Consider the following 19,920-nt stretch of genomic DNA (forward strand, 5'->3'; position numbering starts at 1 on the left):
GAGTGAAACCACTTCCTTTTTAGTGTTTTCAAATAAGTATATCAGAATAGTTTCAAATTGTTAATTTGATGGGAGTTAGCGCTGATGGATAAGCAAAGTGCAAATAAATTAAAGATCACTAAGATTGTTTCTCAAAAAAGACCGGGAAGATATAATGTATACGTCAATGATCATTATGCTTTTCCTGTGAGTGAAGAAGTAATGATTCAGTTTGGAATCTTCAAGGGATCTGAGCTAAGCCAAGGTGAGATTGACAAAATTAAGGCGGCGGACGATGTTTCAAAGTTATATAATAAGGCTATTGATTTTATTTCGTATCAGACTCGTTCAAGAAAAGAAGTTAGAGATAAGTTAAAATCATATTCAGACAATCTTGAAGCAGTTGATGAAGCGATCGAAAAACTAGAACAGATTAATCTACTTAATGATGAACATTATGCTGATACCTACGTCAAGGGAATTGTTGAACAACAGAATAAAGGCCCCATGGCCGTTTCAAGGTATTTAAAACAAAAAGGAATTGCAGATGAATACATAAATGAGGCAATTTCAGTTAATTATTCGAGCGAAATGACGCTGAAAAATGGTAAAAAACAGGCCCAAAAAATCTTTGCTCATAATCAGCGCTATCCTTTTAACAAGCGGATTCAAAAAACCAAGACGACTTTGTACCGAAAGGGATACTCGTTTGATGATATTGATACAATTATTAGTGAACTAGACTTTCAAAGTGATGCCGATCATCAAAATGAGTTGCTTGATAAAGAAGGTAACAAGGCTTGGAATAAGTATAAAAAGTATAATGATATGAGTCGACGTCAGAAAGCCAAGCAGTCGTTATATCGAAAGGGATTTGATCTTGATGATATTGATCAATTCTTGGACACAAAAGAAAATTAATTGGAGTGAATCAAATGAATAGATTTAAAAATTCGGCTTTATTTTTTTGGACGGTTGAGATTCTGATTGCGGTTGGAATCGTTTATTTATGTTCCAAAATTAGTTTTGTCTTTTCGCCGATTGTAATTTTTGTGTCAACAATCTTCGTTCCACTCTTGTTAGCGGGATTCTTGTATTACATGTTGAATCCGATCGTTAACCTCCTAATGAAAATAAAAATCACAAAAACAAAACACATTAATCGTACCTGGGCTACCGCGATTGTATTTTTGATTGTGATTGGGGTTATTGTTTACATGGCGTTTTCATTTGTACCACGGTTGATTACTCAGGTGGCTAACATGGTAGGGGCAGCGCCTGAATTTGCTAAACAAGGGCAGGAATTACTAACTAAAATCACGCGTTATGGATTTTTGAAAAAAGTGGACTGGCGTCCCATTGTTGACAAGATTCAGTCCTCATATTCATCGTATTTGAAAACAGTTCTAGCTAATTTGACGAATAGTGCGGGAACGATTATTTCAATGGCCACGAACGTGGTTATCACGGCAATTACTGTTCCTGTCATTCTGTTTTACATGTTAAAGGATGGAAATAAACTACTTCCAAGCATTGAAAAATTAACTCCCGGACTTTCCAAACACCACAGAAAACAAACGGTAACGTTACTTAAAAAAATGAATCATACCCTCTCACGTTACATCGGTGGCCAGGTCATTGAGTGTCTGTTTGTTGGAACGTTTACCACTTTAGGATACTTTCTGATTGGCCAAAAGTATGCTCTTTTGCTTGGGGTCTTCGCCGGATTATGTAATATCATCCCGTACGTTGGTCCATACATTGGAATCATTCCATCACTTTTTGTTGCCTTTTCAGATAATATTATGCAAGTTATCTGGGTAATTGTGGTAGTCATTATTGTTCAACAAATTGATGGAAATTTGGTGTACCCAAATGTGATTGGGAAATCGTTAAAGATTCACCCACTAACCATTATTATCATTTTACTTGCAGCTGGCCACATTGCTGGGTTGTTTGGGATGATTCTAGCCATTCCAGTTTATGCCATTGCAAAGGTTGTGATTGAATATTGTTACAATATTTGGTTAGTTCAACATGACGATTCGAACTCCACTAATTCATCAAAAGATGAGACAAATTAAACTTTGGTTATTGATCGTGAATTTTATTGACGATAATGGAAGATATGCTAACATTTAATTGTTGATAAGTAGGAGTATTAATTAAAGTCTTCTGACAGGAGATATTATGACGAAAGTAATTACGTATGGCACATTTGATCTGCTTCATAAGGGTCATGTGCGTTTATTAAAACGTGCTCGTGAATTAGGTGATTCATTGACGGTAGGTCTTTCGACGGATGAGTTTAATGCCGTAAAGGGGAAACGTGCTTATAATTCTTATGAGGATCGTAAGTACATTTTAGACGCTATCCGCTACGTTGACGAGGTAATTCCTGAAAAGGGATGGAACCAGAAGATTCAAGATATTAAAGATCATAAGATTGATATCTTTGTGATGGGTGACGATTGGAATGGTAAGTTTGACTTTCTTAAAGAGTATTGTAAAGTGATTTATCTGCCGCGAACCCAAGGAATTTCAACGTCTAAGATCAAGTCTGATTTAGGTGTCACGAGCCAAAAGGATTGGAAAGATTAGTTTAAGTCCAAGGATTCTTCGTTTTATTTATTAGAATGTTTTAGTTTAAGGGGAGCAAAATGAAACAAGCACTTTTTTTAGTAACTTCAGTTCATGGAGCTGAAAAGCCCCGATTTAAAGAACGACTGGAAAGAATGATCGATGATGGTGATTCAATTAAAGTTGTAATTTCCATTTTAAACTACGATCAATCACAGTACGTGGCCACTTTGATTAGGAAGTTAGCTGATTCTTTTCATCAGCAAACGCGATTAGAAATCATCCAATTGTGTGACATTTTTAGTAAACAACATGGTATTTCTGATCAGAATCATGATGTAAATAATGATTTAACCCAATTTAACGTTCACGACAGAGTGGTTAGAGGCCAGCCCGTTCAAGTCTACAGTGACCATAATGGGGTGGTTCAAGCTGAACGAAAGGAAATCTTGGCTGGATCAGGTTTATTCAAAGTGATCTTTTATGACGGGCCCCACGTTAGTAAAACGATTTATTATGACAATCATGATAACGCTACTGCCGTTTTCAAACGGATTAATGAGGAACATCAAGTAATTAAATTTTTAAATCAACGTGGTGACGTGGCATGCCGGGTGGATCAAAGTGACGGCGGAACAGCTCGGATTTTTTATCTTAGTAAAACTTCGGTTGTTTCACCTCCAAAAACAAGTTTAAAGATTGCTAGACCAACTAGTGATTTAATCGATTATGATGTTAGTCTAGGTAATTTGAAGTATTTGTCTAAGGGTTCAGATGCTCGATCATATGTCATTTCAGACTATGGCAATGCGAGCCGTTATAATGATATGTCAGAATTTAACGTTGCCTTAGTTAATAAGTATGCTGAAGGCAATGAGACTACCATTTTTATCGATTTGGATGATATGGTTAACTTTTCTGAATATCTTGGTAAAAACGTGATTTTCAACTATTAAGGAGAAATAATGCGAGCAATACTTTCTAACGTTATACCAAAACAAACAAAGTTGAAAATTGAATTTGAATTAATCAATCCTAGTTACGCTGATGAAGATGCAACTGTTACTTTGATTGAAAAAGAAAGCTTAGCCTCAATCACCGTTCCCATTCTTAAAAGGGACGTAAGTGGCAATGAAGCAGCAATTATAATTGATCCAAATAAATTTCACTTTGACTCTGTGGGGCAGGATGAATTTGAATGGCAACTCTATTATTCGTGTGGGAATCGTGACAACCGGACCCTTATCCAAGTTGAAAGTGAATATGTAAGCGCCGTTCGGCGGATGGGGTCAAACGCATATTATCAATATGAGATTGACCCTTCTGGCATGGCGGTCTTTTATGTCAGAACGAACCGATCCAAAAAGCAATTTGTGATGAACTCGGTTAATTTGCTTGGTGGCGGTAATTTACGATTAACGGGGTTTAACCACATTGACGGTCAAAAACTTGATCAGATGGCAATTGTAATTAAGCAAGCAAGTGATCAAAGTGAACGGCTCTATCCGATCACTGATTCACCGTTTCAGGGGATTTTTGCGATTACCATTCCGTTTAAAGAGCTAAAGGATGAGGATACATATCGTTTGTATATCAGGTATGATTATCATGGTAAGCATTTTCAGCAAAGATTGGTGATGGATGTTTCGCTTTCATCATTTAAAACCGTCTCTTCGTTAGGTGATAATCGTGAATTAGTATTAAAAGAGGGAAAGCAAGGTCAACTTCGTGTTATTAAAAGAAGACGGCCGTCTCCTACAAAAAGACTTACTAAGTTTTACGGGAAATCTAAGCATTTGTGGAAATCGTTTAAAATCTTATTAAGTAAAGTTAATCGTTTGCGCTTAAGGAAGTTGTTTAAACGGGGGCATACACCATTTGCTACTACGACGATCGTGTTTGAGAGTTTTGGTGGACGTCAAGTGAGTGATAGTCCTTATGCTATCTATCAGGTTTTTAAAAAATTACATCCTAAGATTAACTTTATCTGGTCCATTCAAAAGTCACAAAAGCAATTTTGTAAAGACCACAACATTAATTATGTAATTAAAAATACGGGACGTTGGGTTCGTACCATGGGAAAGGCTAAGGTATGGATTAGCAATGCTAGATTTCCTGCATGGGTCGTTAAACCAGACTATGTAACGTATGTTCAAACTTGGCATGGCACACCCTTAAAGAAATTAGGGTTAGATATTGAACGAGTTTCAATGCCTGGTACGACAACCAATAAGTACCATGATAACTTTGTTAAAGAAGCTAATCGTTGGGATGCTTTGATTTCACCAAACGATTTTTCAACCAAGGTCTTTAGGAGTGCCTTCGGTTATGAAAATAAGATTTTAAAGGTAGGATATCCGAGAAATGATGAATTGATTAACGGGAATAATCCTACTGATATTAATAAGATTAAGGATCGATTGGGGATCCCACGGGACAAGAAAGTTGTCCTATATGCGCCCACTTACCGAGATAATCAGTTTGAGAGCAAGGGGAAATATACCTTTAAGCTACCGTTTAGTTTGGAAGAATTCAAACAACACTTTGGAAGTGACACCGTCCTAATTTTACGGATGCACTACTTGATTTCAAATGCATTAGACGTCTCTGACTACAAAGGGTTCGTCTATGATCTATCGAACTATTCCAACATTTCTGATTTATATTTAATTTCGGATTTGCTGGTAACTGACTATTCCTCAGTCTTTTTTGACTACGCCTACCTTAAACGGCCAATTTTGTTCTATCCTTATGACTATCACGTGTATAAGGACGAATTGCGTGGTTTTTACTTGAATTATGAACGAGATTTGCCTGGAAGGATCGTCTATGATTCTGATGAGTTAATGAAGGGCATCTCAACTGATTTAAAAGACAAAAACGTTGAAAACGATCCTAAATTTATGCAATTTTACAATCGCTTCTGTCGAATTAACGATGGACTTAGTTCGATTAAGACGATTAATTATGTAATGCAACAAATTCGTTAAAAATAATCCGGAGTTTTCCGGATTTTTTGTTTGATGGTATACAATTAATCTATAACAGAAAGGAAGTAAAGATGAAAAAAGCAGACCTAGAAAAAGAAGTCGATAAACGAAGAACGTTTGCCATTATTTCTCATCCTGATGCTGGGAAAACCACTATCACCGAACAGCTACTCCTCTTTGGTGGGATTGTTCGGGAAGCTGGAACCGTTAAGGCGAAAAAAAGTGGGAATTTTGCTAAGTCAGATTGGATGGAAATTGAACAGAAGCGTGGAATTTCAGTTACTAGTTCGGTTATGCAGTTCGATTATCAGGGAAAAAGGATTAATATTCTTGATACACCGGGACATGAAGATTTTTCAGAAGACACATACCGGACCCTCATGGCAGTGGATTCTGCCGTGATGGTGATTGACGCCGCTAAAGGGATCGAACCGCAAACCAAAAAGTTATTTAAAATTTGTAAAATGCGTGGAATTCCAATTTTTACTTTCATGAATAAGCTTGATCGTGATAGCAAGGATCCCATGGAATTAATCGATCAATTGGAAGATGTACTGGGGATTGAGGCTTATCCGATGAACTGGCCGATTGGCTCTGGTCGAATTTTAAAAGGGTTATACGACCGTTATAATCATCGGGTTGAACTTTATAAACCAGAAGCGGATGGCCAGACCTTCATTAAACTAGATGATGATGGCAATCTTACTAGGGACAACTCACTAGCAGACGATAGCATTTATCAAGACGCTCGAAGTGAAATGGATTTAATCTCTGAAGCTGGAAATCAATTTAGTAGAGAAAAAATTGCCAATGGTGACCAAACACCAGTCTTCTTTGGCTCAGCGTTGGTTAACTTTGGGGTTAAAACTTTTTTGGACGCTTATTTGAAGCTATCACCAGCTCCTGGTCCTCATAAGACTCTTCAAGGAAGTGAAATTGAACCAACAGCACCAGAATTTTCTGGATTCGTGTTTAAGATTCAGGCCAATATGAATCCACGTCATCGCGATCGAATTGCCTTTGTACGAATTTGCTCTGGTGAATTTCAGAAAGGCATGGATGTTACCCTTGATCGTACCCAAAAGCCGATTCGTTTATCAAACGTTACTGAGTTTATGGCTAATACTCGTGAGAACGTTCAAACAGCGGTTGCTGGAGATATTATTGGGCTTTATGATACTGGTAATTTTCAGATTGGCGACACCATTTATACCGGGAAAAAGCCGATTACATTTGAAAAACTACCACAGTTCACTCCCGAACTCTTTATGAGAGTTTCAGCCAAGAATGTTATGAAGCAGAAGTCGTTTCATAAGGGCATTCAACAATTAGTACAGGAGGGAGCCATTCAGCTGTACACTAATTACAGTACGGGACAGTATATCTTAGGAGCAGTCGGTCAGCTTCAGTTTGAAGTATTTCAGTTTCGAATGAAAAATGAATATAACTCAGATGTTGTGATGGAGCCAATGGGGCATAGAATTGCCCGGTGGATTAACCCTGACCAGCTGGACGAAAAGATGTCTTCGTCTAGAAATATTTTAGTACGGGATCAAAAGGGGGATCCGTTATTCCTTTTTGAAAATGAGTTTGCAGAACGCTGGTTTAAAGATAAATATCCTGATGTCAAGTTAACTGCCAAGCTTTAGGATTGAATTGACGTAATATTCGATATAAACTAGTTTTTGTGAAAGGTGGATATGAATTATGAAAAAGTTAAGTGCTTGTACCAGTGTGATGGTTGGTAAAGACGCTAGTGTTGATGGGTCAACGATGATTTCGCGAAATGATGATACCTTTTTACCATTAACGCCTCAACGTTTTTATGTTCAACCTGCATATCATAACGAGGACAAAATTTGGAAATCCAACCAAAATGGTTTTACTGCCCCAATGCCAAAGTCGGGTTACCGAATTTTGATGACACCGAACGCTGACGTTAAAAAAGAAGGCGTTTATGCTGAAAGTGGATTTAATGAAAAGAATGTTGCAATGAGTGCCACTGAAAGTGTTTATGGAAACGAGCATGCTTTAGCTCATGATCCGCTTGTTCAGCATGGGCTAGCCGAAGATTCTTTACAATCGATGGTTCTTCCTTACATTAATTCTGCAAGGGATGGAGTTACTTATCTAGGAAATTTAATCAAAAAGTATGGTTCACCAGAGGGAAATGGGGTCCTTTTTAGTGACAAGAACGAAGTCTGGTACATGGAGATCGTTACTGGTCACCACTGGGTCGCACAGCGAATTCCTGACGATTGTTATGCGGTCGTAGCAAACGAAGTTGCAATTCAACAGGTTGACTTTGATGATCCTGAGAACTTTATGTATTCCGATGGGTTACAAGAGTTTGTTGAAAAGTACCAGTTAAATCCTGATAAAGAGGGATTTAATTTTAGACATATCTTTGGAACTCATAATGAATTTGATCACCATTACAACACACCTCGGGTTTGGTATGGTCAAAGGGTGCTAAATCCTGAGATTGAGCAGGAGCCAACCTCAAATGACCTCCCATTTATTAGAAAAGCAAGCCGTAAAATTGAAGTTAGTGATGTTGAGTTTATTTTGAGTTCTCATTATAACGAAACCAAATATGATCCATTAGCTAAGGATCCAAAAGAATCGAATACTCAGTTTAGACCAATCTCAATGAATCGAACCCAAAATTCACATGTTCTACAAATTAGAAACGATGTAAGTGATAAATGTTCAGCAATTATGTGGCTAAATTTTGGAATTCCTGCCTTTAGTCCATATGTTCCATTTTTTGCTAACGTTAACGAGACTGACCCAAGTTATGAGGTTACCCCTCTAACGATGGATGATAAGAGTGCTTACTGGATGTATCGTAAACTATCGATGATCGTTGAATCTCATTACAGTAATTTTATTCAACAGGATCGTGATTTTAAAAAACATGCTAACGAGTTATTTTTAGGGCATATATCAGATACGATGGGTCAAGCTGCTAATATGAATGATCAGGATGCATCTGAATTTTTGAAGGATCAGAATCAGCGATTGGTCAAAGAAATGAGGAGTCGAACCTATCAGTTTATGCATGAATTGATGGAAAAGGGTTTTACACTCTCTAAATTGACATATAACATGGACAAAAATTTGTAAAAAAATCCCACTCTTATTGAGTGGGATTTTTTAGGTTAGACGTTTGTCATTATTATGGGTGCGAACCGTGGATCGTTTTTTGATCCATTGTGATCCACCGAGATTTAACCAATCATCTTGATTAGTTCGAATTTCCGTAAAGACTCGCCAAGTTGATCCAGCTGGCAAAATTTGATCGTATTTTCGCTTTTGCGCTGGTGAATCATAAACGGAGGTGGGAATCTTCATTTGAACTAAATAATTGACTGACTGAACCACTTTCCAGTTAGAACGGCGGTAGTATAAGATAATATTTTTGGTTTTATTTGTGAATTGACCGTTTAAGTCACCAACCGACAGGTGAAGCTGGTAATTAGGAATCATAGGAGCTTTTAATGTAAATCGTTGTCTTAGTGGACCATTCACGATTTTGGGAGGAAGAAGCAAACGAAATGAATCAAAATCGAAACAATAAACGCTAACTGGTTGGCCTAACTTAGGGATGTAATGAAACTTGACCCATTGTTTTTTTGCCTGCATTTTTTTAGTCATTCCATCAACACTAATTAATATGTAGTTTTTTATTTTGGGAACGATGAAATTAATTGGGTCACCAACTGTACCACTAATAATTTCGGTTGGTTTTAGTTGAAGGTCGTTTTGATCAACAAATTCCATAAAAATAGTGCTTGGATTTCTGATGACTTCTTTTTTAGGAATGGATTGATGCTTTTCTTTAGGTAATGGATTGGCGGGGGAAGTTACAATTGGATCTATGGAGTTTTTTTCGTTAACATTAGTTTGTCTGAACGATCGCTTTATGCGCTGTTTTGAGTGCTTGTAGTTATGATTATTTTTTGAAAAAATTTTTTTCATCCAATTAAACATAATTTTCCTCCAAAGATGGTTTATATTGATTTTACCATTTCTGGGAATAAAAAAAGACCTAGATTAAAATTCTAATCTAGGTCTCTTTTACTACTTAGTACTAATAACGATGTTGTTGTTCTTGTCCGTATCTGCAACCAGATTATTAGTTTCTGGATGATTCAAGAAGTAGTCAGCCGTTTGGTCTTCCAACTGTTCTTGAATTACTCGTCGAAGTGGACGTGCACCCATTGACGGATTGTAACCGAGTTCGACAATTTTTGCTTTGGCCGATTTGGAAACATCAATGTGAACGTTTCTTGACGCTAACATGTTATTCATATCTTTAATCATCAGATCAACAATTTGATTCAAGTTATCTTTAGAAAGTTGATTGAATTCAACGATGTCATCAAAACGATTGAGAAATTCAGGTTTGAAATAAAGTCCTAATTTATCCATCACAGAATGAGTTTTACCAGTTGATTCTGGTGTAAACCCAACGCTTGCTTCGGCATCGCTTCCAGCATTACTAGTCATGATGATGACAGTATCCTTAAAGGAAACTGTTCGACCTTGTGAGTCAGTCAAACGACCGTCATCTAAGATTTGTAAGAATGTGTGGAGAACGTCTGGATGAGCTTTTTCAACTTCATCTAACAGAATCAAGCTGTAAGGATTACGACGGACTTTTTCTGTTAATTGGCCAGCTTCATCGTAACCAACGTAGCCAGGTGGTGAACCAATCAATTTAGCAACTGATTGTGGTTCACGGTACTCTGACATGTCAAATCGAATCATTGAATCTTCTGATCCAAATAATTCTTTGGCAAGTTGTTTAGCCATTTCAGTCTTACCAATTCCAGTGGATCCAACGAATAGGAATGAACCAATTGGACGACCGCTTCCATTGAAACCAATTCGATTTCGTTTAATGGCTTTAGCAACTGAGTCAACCGCCTTGTCTTGTCCAATCACGTGTTGCTTTAAGTTTGGAGCTAAATCCTTTAACTGTTGTTGTTCTTTGGTTTGTAGTTCTCCAACTGGGATATTGGTCATTTCTTCAACAACCTGTTGCATATCCTTTTCGGTAACGGTGTTGTGTTTCTCACTTGTAGCACCCTTATCCTTATTTTGATGAAGTCGTTTGATTTTATCACGGTAGTAAGCGGCTTGTTCGTAGTCCTCTTTATCTAAAGCCGTCTTCTTTTCGTTTTCAGCACTGTCAATCTCTTTGTCAATTGTTTTTGGATCAACAATGTTTAAAGTTAAATTCTTTCTGGAACCAGTTTCATCAAGTAAATCAATTGCCTTGTCTGGAAGGTAACGATCACTGATATAACGATCGGAAAGGGTAGCTGCCGCTTTCACTGCTTGATCGGTATACTTGACTAGATGGTAGTTTTCATAACGGTTTTGTAGACCCTTTAAAATCTTGATGGACTGATCAACCGTTGGTTCTTTGACCATGATTGGTTGAAGTCGTCTTGAAAGGGCAGAATCTTTTTCAATGTCACGATATTCTTTTAAGGTGGTTGCCCCAATTAATTGAAAGTCTCCACGTGCAAGAGCGGGTTTTAAGACGTTACCTGCGTCCATCCCACCTTCAGCATTACCGGCACCCATGATTTCATGAATTTCATCAATGAATAGGATGATGTTACGGTTTGACTGAACCTCTTTAATTAATTGTTGCATTCGTTTTTCAAATTGACCACGAATACCTGTGCCTTGAACCATTGAAACCATGTCTAATTGAATTACTTGTTTGTTTTGAAGTTTTTCTGGAACAGTACCATCAGCAATTTTTTGAGCTAGACCCTCAACGATTGCTGTTTTTCCAACTCCGGCTTCACCAATCAAGACCGGGTTATTCTTTCCTCTACGATTTAAAACTTCGATTGCGCGAGCCGTTTCTTTATCACGACCGATTACTGGGTCAAGTTTTCCGGCTTTAGCTTTTTTAGTTAAATCAGTTCCATAAGTTGAAAGAATTGATTTTGCACCATTTCGGCCGTTGCCGCGTCCACTTTGTGGTGGAACTTGATAATCATTGACTTGGCCATTTTGCATAGCACGAAGAAAGTCATCTAGACTACCAAATCCGTATGAACCTTGTCCTTCCATAGTTTAAGCCTCCTTTTGCTTAACTAAATTGTCAGACGAAAGTCTGACCTTTATTGACCATTCATGAATATTATACGCACTAATAACATTCAATCAAGTATTTTGACTGATCTAGAAATTATTTTAATGTGGTAACATTGAAACCGATTAGGAGGCAATAATTATGGATAAAAATGAAAGTGACTTTACCGAACTCTTAAACCAATTAAAGGATGGAAAAATCAAAGATTTGACGGTTGAGCCAAAAGATTTTCCTGAATTTCAACAGGCTTTTATGAGCTTTCCAACACGAAAAAGAATCGTAGGAAAAGCCAGCGAAAAGGGCATTTTAACCTATCATTATTCGTCTGAAAATTAGCGTCATAACAATTATGTAAGCGATTTATGATAATTACTTGTTTTTTAGATGATAAATTGATATTCTTAAACTGTAAATAGAGTTAAATAAACGATTAAAGGAGTGCGTTCATTATGGAGAAACGTCAATTCAAAATCACGGCAGAAACTGGCATTCATGCTCGTCCAGCAACTTTGTTAGTTCAGACTGCTAGCAAATTTGATTCAAATATTAGTCTTGAATATGGTGATAAATCTGTGAACTTAAAATCAATCATGGGTGTCATGTCATTAGGAGTTGGCCAAGGTGCTGATATTACCATTTCAGCCGATGGTGACGATGCTAAAGAAGCTCTTGATGCAATTGCTAAAACCATGAAAGATGAAGGATTGATCGACTAATATGACTACCTTTAAAGGTATTGGTGTTAGTGATGGGATCGCATTTGGAAAAGCTTATTGTTTAACTAAGCCAGATTTAACTTTTAATAAAGATGCCTTTTTGGGTATAGACGAAGAAAAAGCACGCCTTAAAAAAACGTTTCAAGATACAAAAACTACTATTATAAAAATCAAACAAAGTAATAGGAGTGCTATGGCTAAAAAGTATCTTGATATTTTAGATTTTTATTTAGAAGTTTTATCTGATCCAGAGTTGATTGATGAAGTTAAAAGAGTCATAACAGAAGAAAAAAAGAATGCTGCATTTGCATTGAATCGTGTATTCAATCAATATGCAGCTATTTTTTTGAATATGAATGATCCGTATTTAAGGGAACGGGTTCATGATATTGAAGATATCCGCGACCAACTTTTGGGACGTCTACTCGGAGTCGACACTCCGGATCTGTCACTAATTAACCAGCCGGTGATTATTGTTGCTAATTCCATTTCTCCAACTCAGATTGCACAAGTTCAAAAGAAAAACATTAAGGGAATTGTTACAGCTGTTGGCACCAAGAATTCTCATGCAGCCATTATCTCTAGAAGTATGGATGTTCCAGCTGTACTAGGATTACAGGACGGTCTAAAGCGTTTGAAAAATGGTGAACAATTAATTGTGGATGGAAGTAATGGCAACGTTATTGCAAGTCCCAATTCAGATGAAGTCAAGAAATTCCAGACAAAACTTGAAAAATTTAGAGTACAAAAAAAATCATGGGAAAAGTTCAAGGGTCGCTCGACCAAAACATTGGATGAACACTCCCTGCTATTGGGTGCTAATGTTAGTAACGAAAACGAGGTTGATAATGCTTTAGAAGTTGGGGCTGATTCAATTGGATTATTTCGTACCGAATACATTTACATGAATTCTGACCATCTTCCTAATGAAGACGAACAATTTTTAATATACAAAAACATTGTTTCAAAGGTGAAGGGAAAGCAGTTAACTTTTAGGACAATGGATGTTGGCGGAGATAAGTTAGTTAATTATTTGCCTAATATTTCCCATAATGAGTCGAATCCCTTTCTTGGTTATCGTGCCATTCGTTATAGTTTAGGTGAAAGCAAGGTTTTTCGGACCCAAATCAGGGCACTCCTTAGATCTTCTGCTTATGGGCCAATTCGGATCATGTTTCCGATGATATCGACGGTCTCAGAGCTGGATCAGGTGCTTTCGATTTACACTGAAGAACGCCAGAATTTGATTGATAGTGGAGTTAAACTCGGGAAAGTTCAGTTAGGAACGATGATTGAAGTTCCAGCGGCGGCAATTATGATTGATAAGATTATTTCAAGAGTAGACTTTGTAAGCATTGGAACTAATGATCTAGTTCAATACACGGTTGCCGTTGACCGGTTAAACGACCGTGTTTCCTATTTGTACCAAGCTTGTGATCCAGCTGTGCTTCGCTTAATTGAAAGAGTCGTTAGAATCGTCCATAACGCTTCTAAGACCGTTGGCGTTTGTGGTGAGGTCGCATGTGATCCGCAGGTAATTCCTTTTTTGATTGGGTTAGGAGTTGATGAATTGTCAGCCACTCCATCCCAAATCTTAAAAACTAGGGCTTATATTAGTAAGATTAATTCTAAGTCAGCAAGTAAACTATCAGATAATATTATTAAGAATGCAAGTACTACTAGTGACGTTAATCATATGACTAATGATTTTATTTTAAAATACCAGATTAGATAAGTTATTAAGATTTGAACAGATTGGCACAAAGTTGCAAACCATGCGGGAAACCCATATAATTACATTTGTTTAACGTTAAAGAGAGAAGGGAAAACAACGTGAATATTGGTTTGTTTACAGATACTTACTTTCCACAAGTTAGTGGAGTTGCTACGTCAATCAAAACGTTAAAGGATGAGTTGGAAAGGCGTGGAAATCATGTCTATATTTTTACTACAACTGATCCTAACGTTGAAAAAAATGATGATGATGAAAAAGACATTTATCGTTTTTCAAGTGTTCCCTTTATTTCTTTTACCGAAAGAAGAATTGCTGTCAGAGGAATATTTCAGGCTTATCAAATTGCTAAACAATTAAAACTAGATATTGTTCATACCCAAACTGAATTTTCACTTGGAATTATCGGGAAGTTTGTTGCTAAGAATTTGAATATTCCTTGTATTCACACTTATCACACAATGTATGAAGATTATTTGCACTATGTTGCTAACGGCAAATTATTAAAACCAGTTCACGTAAAAGAAATGATGTTAGCTTTTTGCCACCACATGGACGGTGTGGTGGCACCAAGTAAGCGTGTTCTAGACAAGCTTACTGATTATGGGGTTAAAAGTCCCATTCGAATTATTCCTACGGGGATTGACGTTAAACATTATGAAGAAAATGATCATATTGATATTAGAAAAAAATTGGGCATCAGTGATGAGACCCCATTGATGGTTTCCGTTAGTAGAGTTGCTTATGAAAAAAACATCTCTGAAATGATCGATGCACTACCTAAGATTTTGGATCAAGTTCCGAATGCCATGCTTGTAATTGTGGGTGAAGGACCTGCCGAAGATGATTTAATGAAGCAAGTGTCTGATATGAAACTTAACGACCATGTTATTTTCACCGGGGAAATTAATAATGATCATGTCAATGATTATTATCGGATGGCAGATGTTTTTGTTTCTACTTCTAATTCAGAGTCTCAGGGGTTAACATACATTGAAGCAGTTGCTGCTGGCACCAAAGTTGTAGTGGCAAGAAGTCCATACACCGATGACTTAATTGATGATAAATCAATTGGAATGACGTTTGAGTCAGAAGAAAAGTTTGTTTCTGAAACGGTTGATTATTTGGAACATCGTGGTGAATACCCCGATTCAAAAAATGTTCGTGAAGAAAAATTACATGAAATTTCAGCTGAATATTTTGTGGATCAGATGTTGAGCTTTTATGATGATATAATTAAGGAGTTTGATCGAACTAAAGCTAAGCAAACTAACACATCTGACTGAGGAGTTTTGTTGATGTTAAAGATCGATATGTTTTCAACTGCTGACAAAGTAAAAGGGCAGGGAGTTGGTAGTGCATACATTGAGTTAATTAAGATGTTAAAGAAACATTTTCCAAACGAGTTTGACATTGAGATTAATAAATTTAATCAAGCGAATATTAGTCATTACCACACTATTAATCCAACGTTTTATTTATCTACATTTTCAAAAAAACGGGGACGAAAGATTGGCTACGTTCATTTTTTGCCGGAAACGCTTGAGGGGAGTTTAAAAATTCCTACTCCATTTCGACAAATTTTTTATAAGTATGTAATTGCCTTTTATAAACGGATGGATCATATTGTCGTCGTAAATCCAACTTTTATACCCAAACTTGAAAAATATGGGATTGATAAAAAGAAAATTACATACATTCCAAATTTTGTAAGTAAAAAAGAGTTCTATCCGGTTTCAAAAGACCAACAGGAAGCTCTTAGAAGTAGTTATGGTTATCGAACAAAACGGTTTACGGTGCTCGGAACCGGTCAAGTTCAGACCAGAAAGGGTGTTCTTGACTTTGGCAAGTTAGCAGTGCAAAATCCCAACGTTCAATTTATTTGGGCAGGGGGATTTTCATTTGGCAAAATGACAGCTGGATATTCTGAGTTGAAAGAATTGGTTGATAATCCACCTCAAAATCTTAGTTTTCCGGGAATTGTGGATCGTAAAGAATTAGTAAATTATTATAATATGGCTGATTTATTTCTTTTACCGTCGTATAATGAGTTATTCCCGATGTCTGTTTTAGAGGCGTTTTCCTGCGGGATTCCTGTTATGTTACGGGATTTGTCTTTGTATAAAAAAATTATTGACGGGTATTACATTTCAGCCAATAATGAGGCTGAAATGGATAAAAAACTTAAGATGTTGTTAAATGATCCTAAGCTTCTGAAAGCATATGCTGAAAAATCACTTAAAGCATCTGATTATTATTCCGAGGATCATCTAGCCAAGACTTGGCATGATTTTTATTTTGACCAGGCGAAAAAGGGGTAATTGAATGTCCAGGAGAAATAAAATCTCACTACTTATCATGATTGCCCTTGGATTACTTATTTCATGGTATGCAGCTAGAGATATTAAGTTTAGCGTTCTTATAAGAGATATTGTTGAAATTAATCCTTGGTGGTTATTAGTTGCTTTAGGGTGCATTTTGCTTTATTTTGCTCTTGAGTCCGTGATTACGTACATGTTAGTTCGAAATAGTGATTCAAATTTTACTTTTCGGGATGCAATTCGGGTACCATTAGTGGAGCAACTTTTTAATGGGATCACTCCGTTTTCATCTGGTGGTCAGCCAGCTCAACTATTTGTTTTAATTCAATCAGGAGTTGATGGTGGTCGGGCTAGTTCTGCACTATTGATGAAATTTGTTGTTTACCAAGCCATGATAGTGATTAATTTTTTTATTGCGTTAATAATCGGTTTTAACTACGTTATTGACAAAATGCACGCTCTGGCATGGTTTGTTGTGTTTGGATTTGGAATTCACATGTTTGTGATTGTTTCACTACTTATGATCATGTATTGGCATTCATTTACTAAAAAATTTGTTAATATTTGTATCAAACCAGTGAAATGGTTTGTAAAAGATGCTACATTTTATAAGTTAGTAAATACATTAAATAAGAAGATTGATAACTTTTATAAAGAGAGTGTGAGAATTGGTCACCAGGGGAAGTTGATGGCTAAAATATTCATAATCACTTTTTTTCAGTTGCTTTTTTATTACTTAATTCCTTACTTTATTATGCTTTCGTTAGGTTATACCAATGCTAATGTGGTAATGGTAACCAGTCTCCACATTTTGATTGTGATGATCATCTCGATTTTTCCAATTCCTGGAGGAGCAGGTGGAGCTGAGTATAGCTTTGAGATGATTTTTAGAAGTTATATTACTAATGGGAGTAAGCTGGTACTTGCGATGATCCTGTGGCGGATTCTTACGTATTACTTAGGTTTGATTTTGGGAGCCTTTGCCTTAGTGATGAAGCCAAGTAAAAAGGCGCAAAAGAAAAAGAATAGGAAGATATTAAAAAGCGAAAGTCATAAGAGTTTTGGAGGAAGCTAGAATGTCTCGAATATTAAAAAGCATTCGTAATTTTTTTAATACTACTATCGGTTTCTTTGTGCTGGTAGTTGTTTTGTATTGGATAACTACTCTGGTTGTTTATAACGTCGACTTTAGTTTGGGCGTTAAGGGTGGCATGCAAACTTTTTTGATGATTGTTAATCCAATTCCATCAGGACTGCTCTTGTTTGGGATTGCTTTGTACTTTCGTGGCAAGCTTTCTTATTGGCTGATGCTAATAATTGATTTTCTACAGTCGACTTGGATGTTTGCTAATGTTTTATATTATCGAGAATTCTCTGACTTCTTGTCAATTGGTATTATTAAAGGAACCGGAGACGTCCAAAATAATTTGGGCAAGAGTATGATGGAAATTCTTCATCCAACGGATTTTTTGATTTATTTGGATGTTGTGATTTTAATCTTACTGTTAGTCTTCAGGATTATTAAAATCGATTACCGTCCCTTTAAGTATCGCTACGCCATTGGAATTACTTTACTTTCGGTTTTGCTTATGGGGGGAGAATATTCTCTCGCTAATTCGGACCGGAGTGGTCTTTTAACTCGGACGTTTGATAATAATTATATCGTTAAGTATCTGGGCTTGAATGAATATGCTGCTTTTAATGCATATCAAACTCACCAAGAGAGTTCCACGCGAGCAAAGGCTAAAGCTTCAGATTTAAATAGTGTCAAGAAGTTTATTAATCAACATCAGACGTATCCAAGCGTTAAATATTTTGGGAAAGAAAAGGGTAAAAACGTTTTTATTATTCATTTGGAGAGTTTTCAACAGTTCTTAATCAACTATAAAGTTGATGGACAGGAAGTTACTCCGAATATTAATAAGTTTTATAGTGATAAGCATACGATTTCGTTTGATAACTTTTACCATCAAGTTGCTCAAGGTAAGACTTCAGATGCTGAAATGATGCTTGAAAATTCATTGTATGGGTTGCCCCAGGGATCTGCGATGGTTACGTATGGTTCGCAGAATACGTTCCAGGCGGCTCCAGCAATCTTAGACCAAAAGGGTTATTCGACGGCTGTCTTTCATGGAGACGTTCCGAGCTTTTGGAATAGAGATAATACTTATAAGTCTTGGGGATATCAGTACTTCTTTGATAGTAACTACTATAAGAAGAAACCTTCGTATAATGTTGGATATGGAATGAAAGATAAGATTATGTTTAAAGATTCAGTTCCATATCTTGAAAAGCTACCACAGCCGTTCTATGCCAAAATTATCACTTTGACTAATCATTATCCTTATGAATTAGATAAACAAAATGTTTCTTTCCCTGCTCTTAAAACGGGGGATAGTACCGTTGATCCTTATGTTCAAACGGCTCATTATTTAGATCAATCTTTTGGTGAGTTTGAACAATATCTCAAGGCAACGGGATTAATGAAGAATAGTGTCATTGTATTATATGGTGACCATTACGGGATTTCTAATAATCATCGTCCTGCAATTGCTAAGATGTTAGGTAAAAAGTCGGTTAATAACTATGATTTGGCTAACTTTCAGAAGGTGCCATTTATGATCCATGCTGATAATTTGGATGGGCACGTTGATCATACTTATGGTGGAGAAATCGATGTCTTACCAACGCTACTTCATTTATTAGGAATTAAGAATGATGATATGATCCAGTTTGGACATGATTTGTTAGGGAATAATCCTAATCAAATTGTTCCATTTAGGGATGGAGATTTTGTAACTCCTAAATACACTAAGGTTGGTGGAACAATCTATGATTCTAAGACGGGTCAAGTTATTAAGCCGGATAAGCAACAACAACAGGAAGTAGATGGAATTCAGAACTATGTAACTAGTGATTTGTCTCTTTCTGATAGAGTTATCTATGGTGATTTACTTCGTTTCTATCATCCTAAGGGATTTAAGCCTGTGGATCGAAAAGACTATAATTATAAGCCGAAGAATGCAATGGAACAGTTGGATAAGGCTGACAAAGAACGTAAAACTGATTTAATTGATCAAAATGGTGGCAAGTCCACGGTTCCGATGTATCATACTGATGCTCCTGAACTAAAATAATTAGAAAAAGCATTTAGATAGAGATCTAAATGCTTTTTTTGTAAAAAAGTCTTGACGTAATTTTGTTTCCTTGGTATAGTAGTTCTTGTCGTTAAGTGCGCCAAAACAATTTGGTTAAAATTAGTCAAACCTTTCTATTGACAATAAATTAACCACATGGTATATTATTACATGCGGCGTTGAGGTATAATAAGACGACGTTGCGTCAGAGTAGATCTTTGAAAACTGAACAAGATTTTGATTACAAGTGTAAGGTAATTTTAGGTTGTAGAACTTAAAATTAAACATTTGCGAAGTCAATTCGCTTTTTAATTCTTTTGAAAAAGAATAACAACAAATAA

General features: G+C 36.5%; 16 protein-coding genes. 14 read left to right on the forward strand and 2 right to left on the reverse strand.

The window, feature by feature from the left end; all coding sequences use genetic code 11:
- The first annotated feature begins 84 nt into the window (after positions 1-84).
- From recX to AC6UDD_RS01985, 7 genes are all read left to right on the forward strand, one after another.
- A complete protein-coding gene (gene recX, locus AC6UDD_RS01955; protein ID WP_500718039.1) occupies positions 85-900 on the forward strand; it encodes a recombination regulator RecX in 816 nt (271 codons plus the stop codon).
- 14 nt (positions 901-914) lie between these two features.
- A complete protein-coding gene (locus tag AC6UDD_RS01960) occupies positions 915-2,063 on the forward strand; it encodes an AI-2E family transporter (RefSeq protein WP_500718042.1) in 1,149 nt (382 codons plus the stop codon).
- A 106-nt stretch (positions 2,064-2,169) separates the two neighbouring features.
- On the forward strand, positions 2,170-2,580 hold the full coding sequence (gene tagD, locus AC6UDD_RS01965) for a glycerol-3-phosphate cytidylyltransferase (RefSeq protein WP_500718046.1): 411 nt from the start codon (positions 2,170-2,172) through the stop codon (positions 2,578-2,580).
- A 59-nt stretch (positions 2,581-2,639) separates the two neighbouring features.
- Positions 2,640-3,515, forward strand: a complete 876-nt coding sequence (locus AC6UDD_RS01970) for a hypothetical protein (protein ID WP_500718049.1) — start codon at positions 2,640-2,642, stop codon at positions 3,513-3,515.
- Between the two features lie 9 nt (positions 3,516-3,524).
- Positions 3,525-5,549 (forward strand): CDP-glycerol glycerophosphotransferase family protein, encoded by a 2,025-nt coding sequence (locus AC6UDD_RS01975; RefSeq protein ID WP_500718051.1) that lies wholly within the window; start codon positions 3,525-3,527, stop codon positions 5,547-5,549.
- Between the two features lie 71 nt (positions 5,550-5,620).
- Complete coding sequence (locus AC6UDD_RS01980; protein WP_500718053.1) at positions 5,621-7,198, forward strand: peptide chain release factor 3; 1,578 nt, start codon at positions 5,621-5,623, stop codon at positions 7,196-7,198.
- A 58-nt stretch (positions 7,199-7,256) separates the two neighbouring features.
- Positions 7,257-8,678 (forward strand): C69 family dipeptidase, encoded by a 1,422-nt coding sequence (locus AC6UDD_RS01985; protein ID WP_500718059.1) that lies wholly within the window; start codon positions 7,257-7,259, stop codon positions 8,676-8,678.
- A 30-nt stretch (positions 8,679-8,708) separates the two neighbouring features.
- On the opposite strand, the gene AC6UDD_RS01990 is transcribed toward AC6UDD_RS01985, so the two are convergent.
- Together AC6UDD_RS01990 and AC6UDD_RS01995 are read right to left on the reverse strand one after the other, a co-directional pair.
- On the reverse strand, positions 8,709-9,545 hold the full coding sequence (locus AC6UDD_RS01990) for a MucBP domain-containing protein (RefSeq protein ID WP_500718063.1): 837 nt from the start codon (positions 9,543-9,545) through the stop codon (positions 8,709-8,711).
- A 90-nt stretch (positions 9,546-9,635) separates the two neighbouring features.
- Complete coding sequence (locus tag AC6UDD_RS01995) at positions 9,636-11,651, reverse strand: ATP-dependent Clp protease ATP-binding subunit (RefSeq protein WP_500718065.1); 2,016 nt, start codon at positions 11,649-11,651, stop codon at positions 9,636-9,638.
- Positions 11,652-11,814: 163 nt separating this feature from the next.
- Here AC6UDD_RS01995 and ykzS point away from each other — a divergent pair, with 163 nt between their 5' ends.
- From ykzS to AC6UDD_RS02030, 7 genes are all read left to right on the forward strand, one after another.
- Positions 11,815-12,009, forward strand: a complete 195-nt coding sequence (gene ykzS, locus AC6UDD_RS02000; protein WP_500718069.1) for a protein YkzS — start codon at positions 11,815-11,817, stop codon at positions 12,007-12,009.
- 113 nt (positions 12,010-12,122) lie between these two features.
- The gene (locus AC6UDD_RS02005; protein WP_500693598.1) at positions 12,123-12,389 is read left to right on the forward strand and encodes a phosphocarrier protein HPr; all 267 of its coding nucleotides are present in this window, start codon (positions 12,123-12,125) and stop codon (positions 12,387-12,389) included.
- Position 12,390: 1 nt separating this feature from the next.
- On the forward strand, positions 12,391-14,124 hold the full coding sequence (gene ptsP, locus AC6UDD_RS02010; RefSeq protein WP_500718073.1) for a phosphoenolpyruvate--protein phosphotransferase: 1,734 nt from the start codon (positions 12,391-12,393) through the stop codon (positions 14,122-14,124).
- Between the two features lie 98 nt (positions 14,125-14,222).
- The gene (locus AC6UDD_RS02015; RefSeq protein ID WP_500718116.1) at positions 14,223-15,407 is read left to right on the forward strand and encodes a glycosyltransferase family 4 protein; all 1,185 of its coding nucleotides are present in this window, start codon (positions 14,223-14,225) and stop codon (positions 15,405-15,407) included.
- Positions 15,408-15,419: 12 nt separating this feature from the next.
- Entirely contained in the window at positions 15,420-16,442 is a 1,023-nt protein-coding gene (locus AC6UDD_RS02020) for a glycosyltransferase family 4 protein (protein ID WP_500718075.1), read from the forward strand.
- A 4-nt stretch (positions 16,443-16,446) separates the two neighbouring features.
- A complete protein-coding gene (locus AC6UDD_RS02025; protein ID WP_500718078.1) occupies positions 16,447-17,517 on the forward strand; it encodes a lysylphosphatidylglycerol synthase transmembrane domain-containing protein in 1,071 nt (356 codons plus the stop codon).
- A 1-nt stretch (position 17,518) separates the two neighbouring features.
- Positions 17,519-19,579 carry an LTA synthase family protein gene (locus tag AC6UDD_RS02030; RefSeq protein WP_500718081.1) on the forward strand — a complete coding sequence of 687 codons (2,061 nt, stop codon included), beginning with the start codon at positions 17,519-17,521 and terminating at the stop codon, positions 19,577-19,579.
- The last annotated feature ends 341 nt before the right edge of the window (positions 19,580-19,920 follow it).

It is taken from the genome of Fructilactobacillus sp. X2R1C3 (assembly GCF_059901425.1).

Excerpts from the sequence above, each read along its gene's own strand:
- recX (WP_500718039.1), top strand. The coding sequence starts at position 85 with ATGGATAAGCAAAGTGCAAATAAATTAAAGATCACTAAGATTGTTTCT.
- AC6UDD_RS01960 (WP_500718042.1), top strand. The coding sequence starts at position 915 with ATGAATAGATTTAAAAATTCGGCTTTATTTTTTTGGACGGTTGAGATT.
- tagD (WP_500718046.1), top strand. The coding sequence starts at position 2,170 with ATGACGAAAGTAATTACGTATGGCACATTTGATCTGCTTCATAAGGGT.
- AC6UDD_RS01970 (WP_500718049.1), top strand. The coding sequence starts at position 2,640 with ATGAAACAAGCACTTTTTTTAGTAACTTCAGTTCATGGAGCTGAAAAG.
- AC6UDD_RS01975 (WP_500718051.1), top strand. The coding sequence starts at position 3,525 with ATGCGAGCAATACTTTCTAACGTTATACCAAAACAAACAAAGTTGAAA.
- AC6UDD_RS01980 (WP_500718053.1), top strand. The coding sequence starts at position 5,621 with ATGAAAAAAGCAGACCTAGAAAAAGAAGTCGATAAACGAAGAACGTTT.
- AC6UDD_RS01985 (WP_500718059.1), top strand. The coding sequence starts at position 7,257 with ATGAAAAAGTTAAGTGCTTGTACCAGTGTGATGGTTGGTAAAGACGCT.
- AC6UDD_RS01990 (WP_500718063.1), bottom strand. The coding sequence starts at position 9,545 with ATGTTTAATTGGATGAAAAAAATTTTTTCAAAAAATAATCATAACTAC.
- AC6UDD_RS01995 (WP_500718065.1), bottom strand. The coding sequence starts at position 11,651 with ATGGAAGGACAAGGTTCATACGGATTTGGTAGTCTAGATGACTTTCTT.
- ykzS (WP_500718069.1), top strand. The coding sequence starts at position 11,815 with ATGGATAAAAATGAAAGTGACTTTACCGAACTCTTAAACCAATTAAAG.
- AC6UDD_RS02005 (WP_500693598.1), top strand. The coding sequence starts at position 12,123 with ATGGAGAAACGTCAATTCAAAATCACGGCAGAAACTGGCATTCATGCT.
- ptsP (WP_500718073.1), top strand. The coding sequence starts at position 12,391 with ATGACTACCTTTAAAGGTATTGGTGTTAGTGATGGGATCGCATTTGGA.
- AC6UDD_RS02020 (WP_500718075.1), top strand. The coding sequence starts at position 15,420 with ATGTTAAAGATCGATATGTTTTCAACTGCTGACAAAGTAAAAGGGCAG.
- AC6UDD_RS02025 (WP_500718078.1), top strand. The coding sequence starts at position 16,447 with ATGTCCAGGAGAAATAAAATCTCACTACTTATCATGATTGCCCTTGGA.
- AC6UDD_RS02030 (WP_500718081.1), top strand. The coding sequence starts at position 17,519 with ATGTCTCGAATATTAAAAAGCATTCGTAATTTTTTTAATACTACTATC.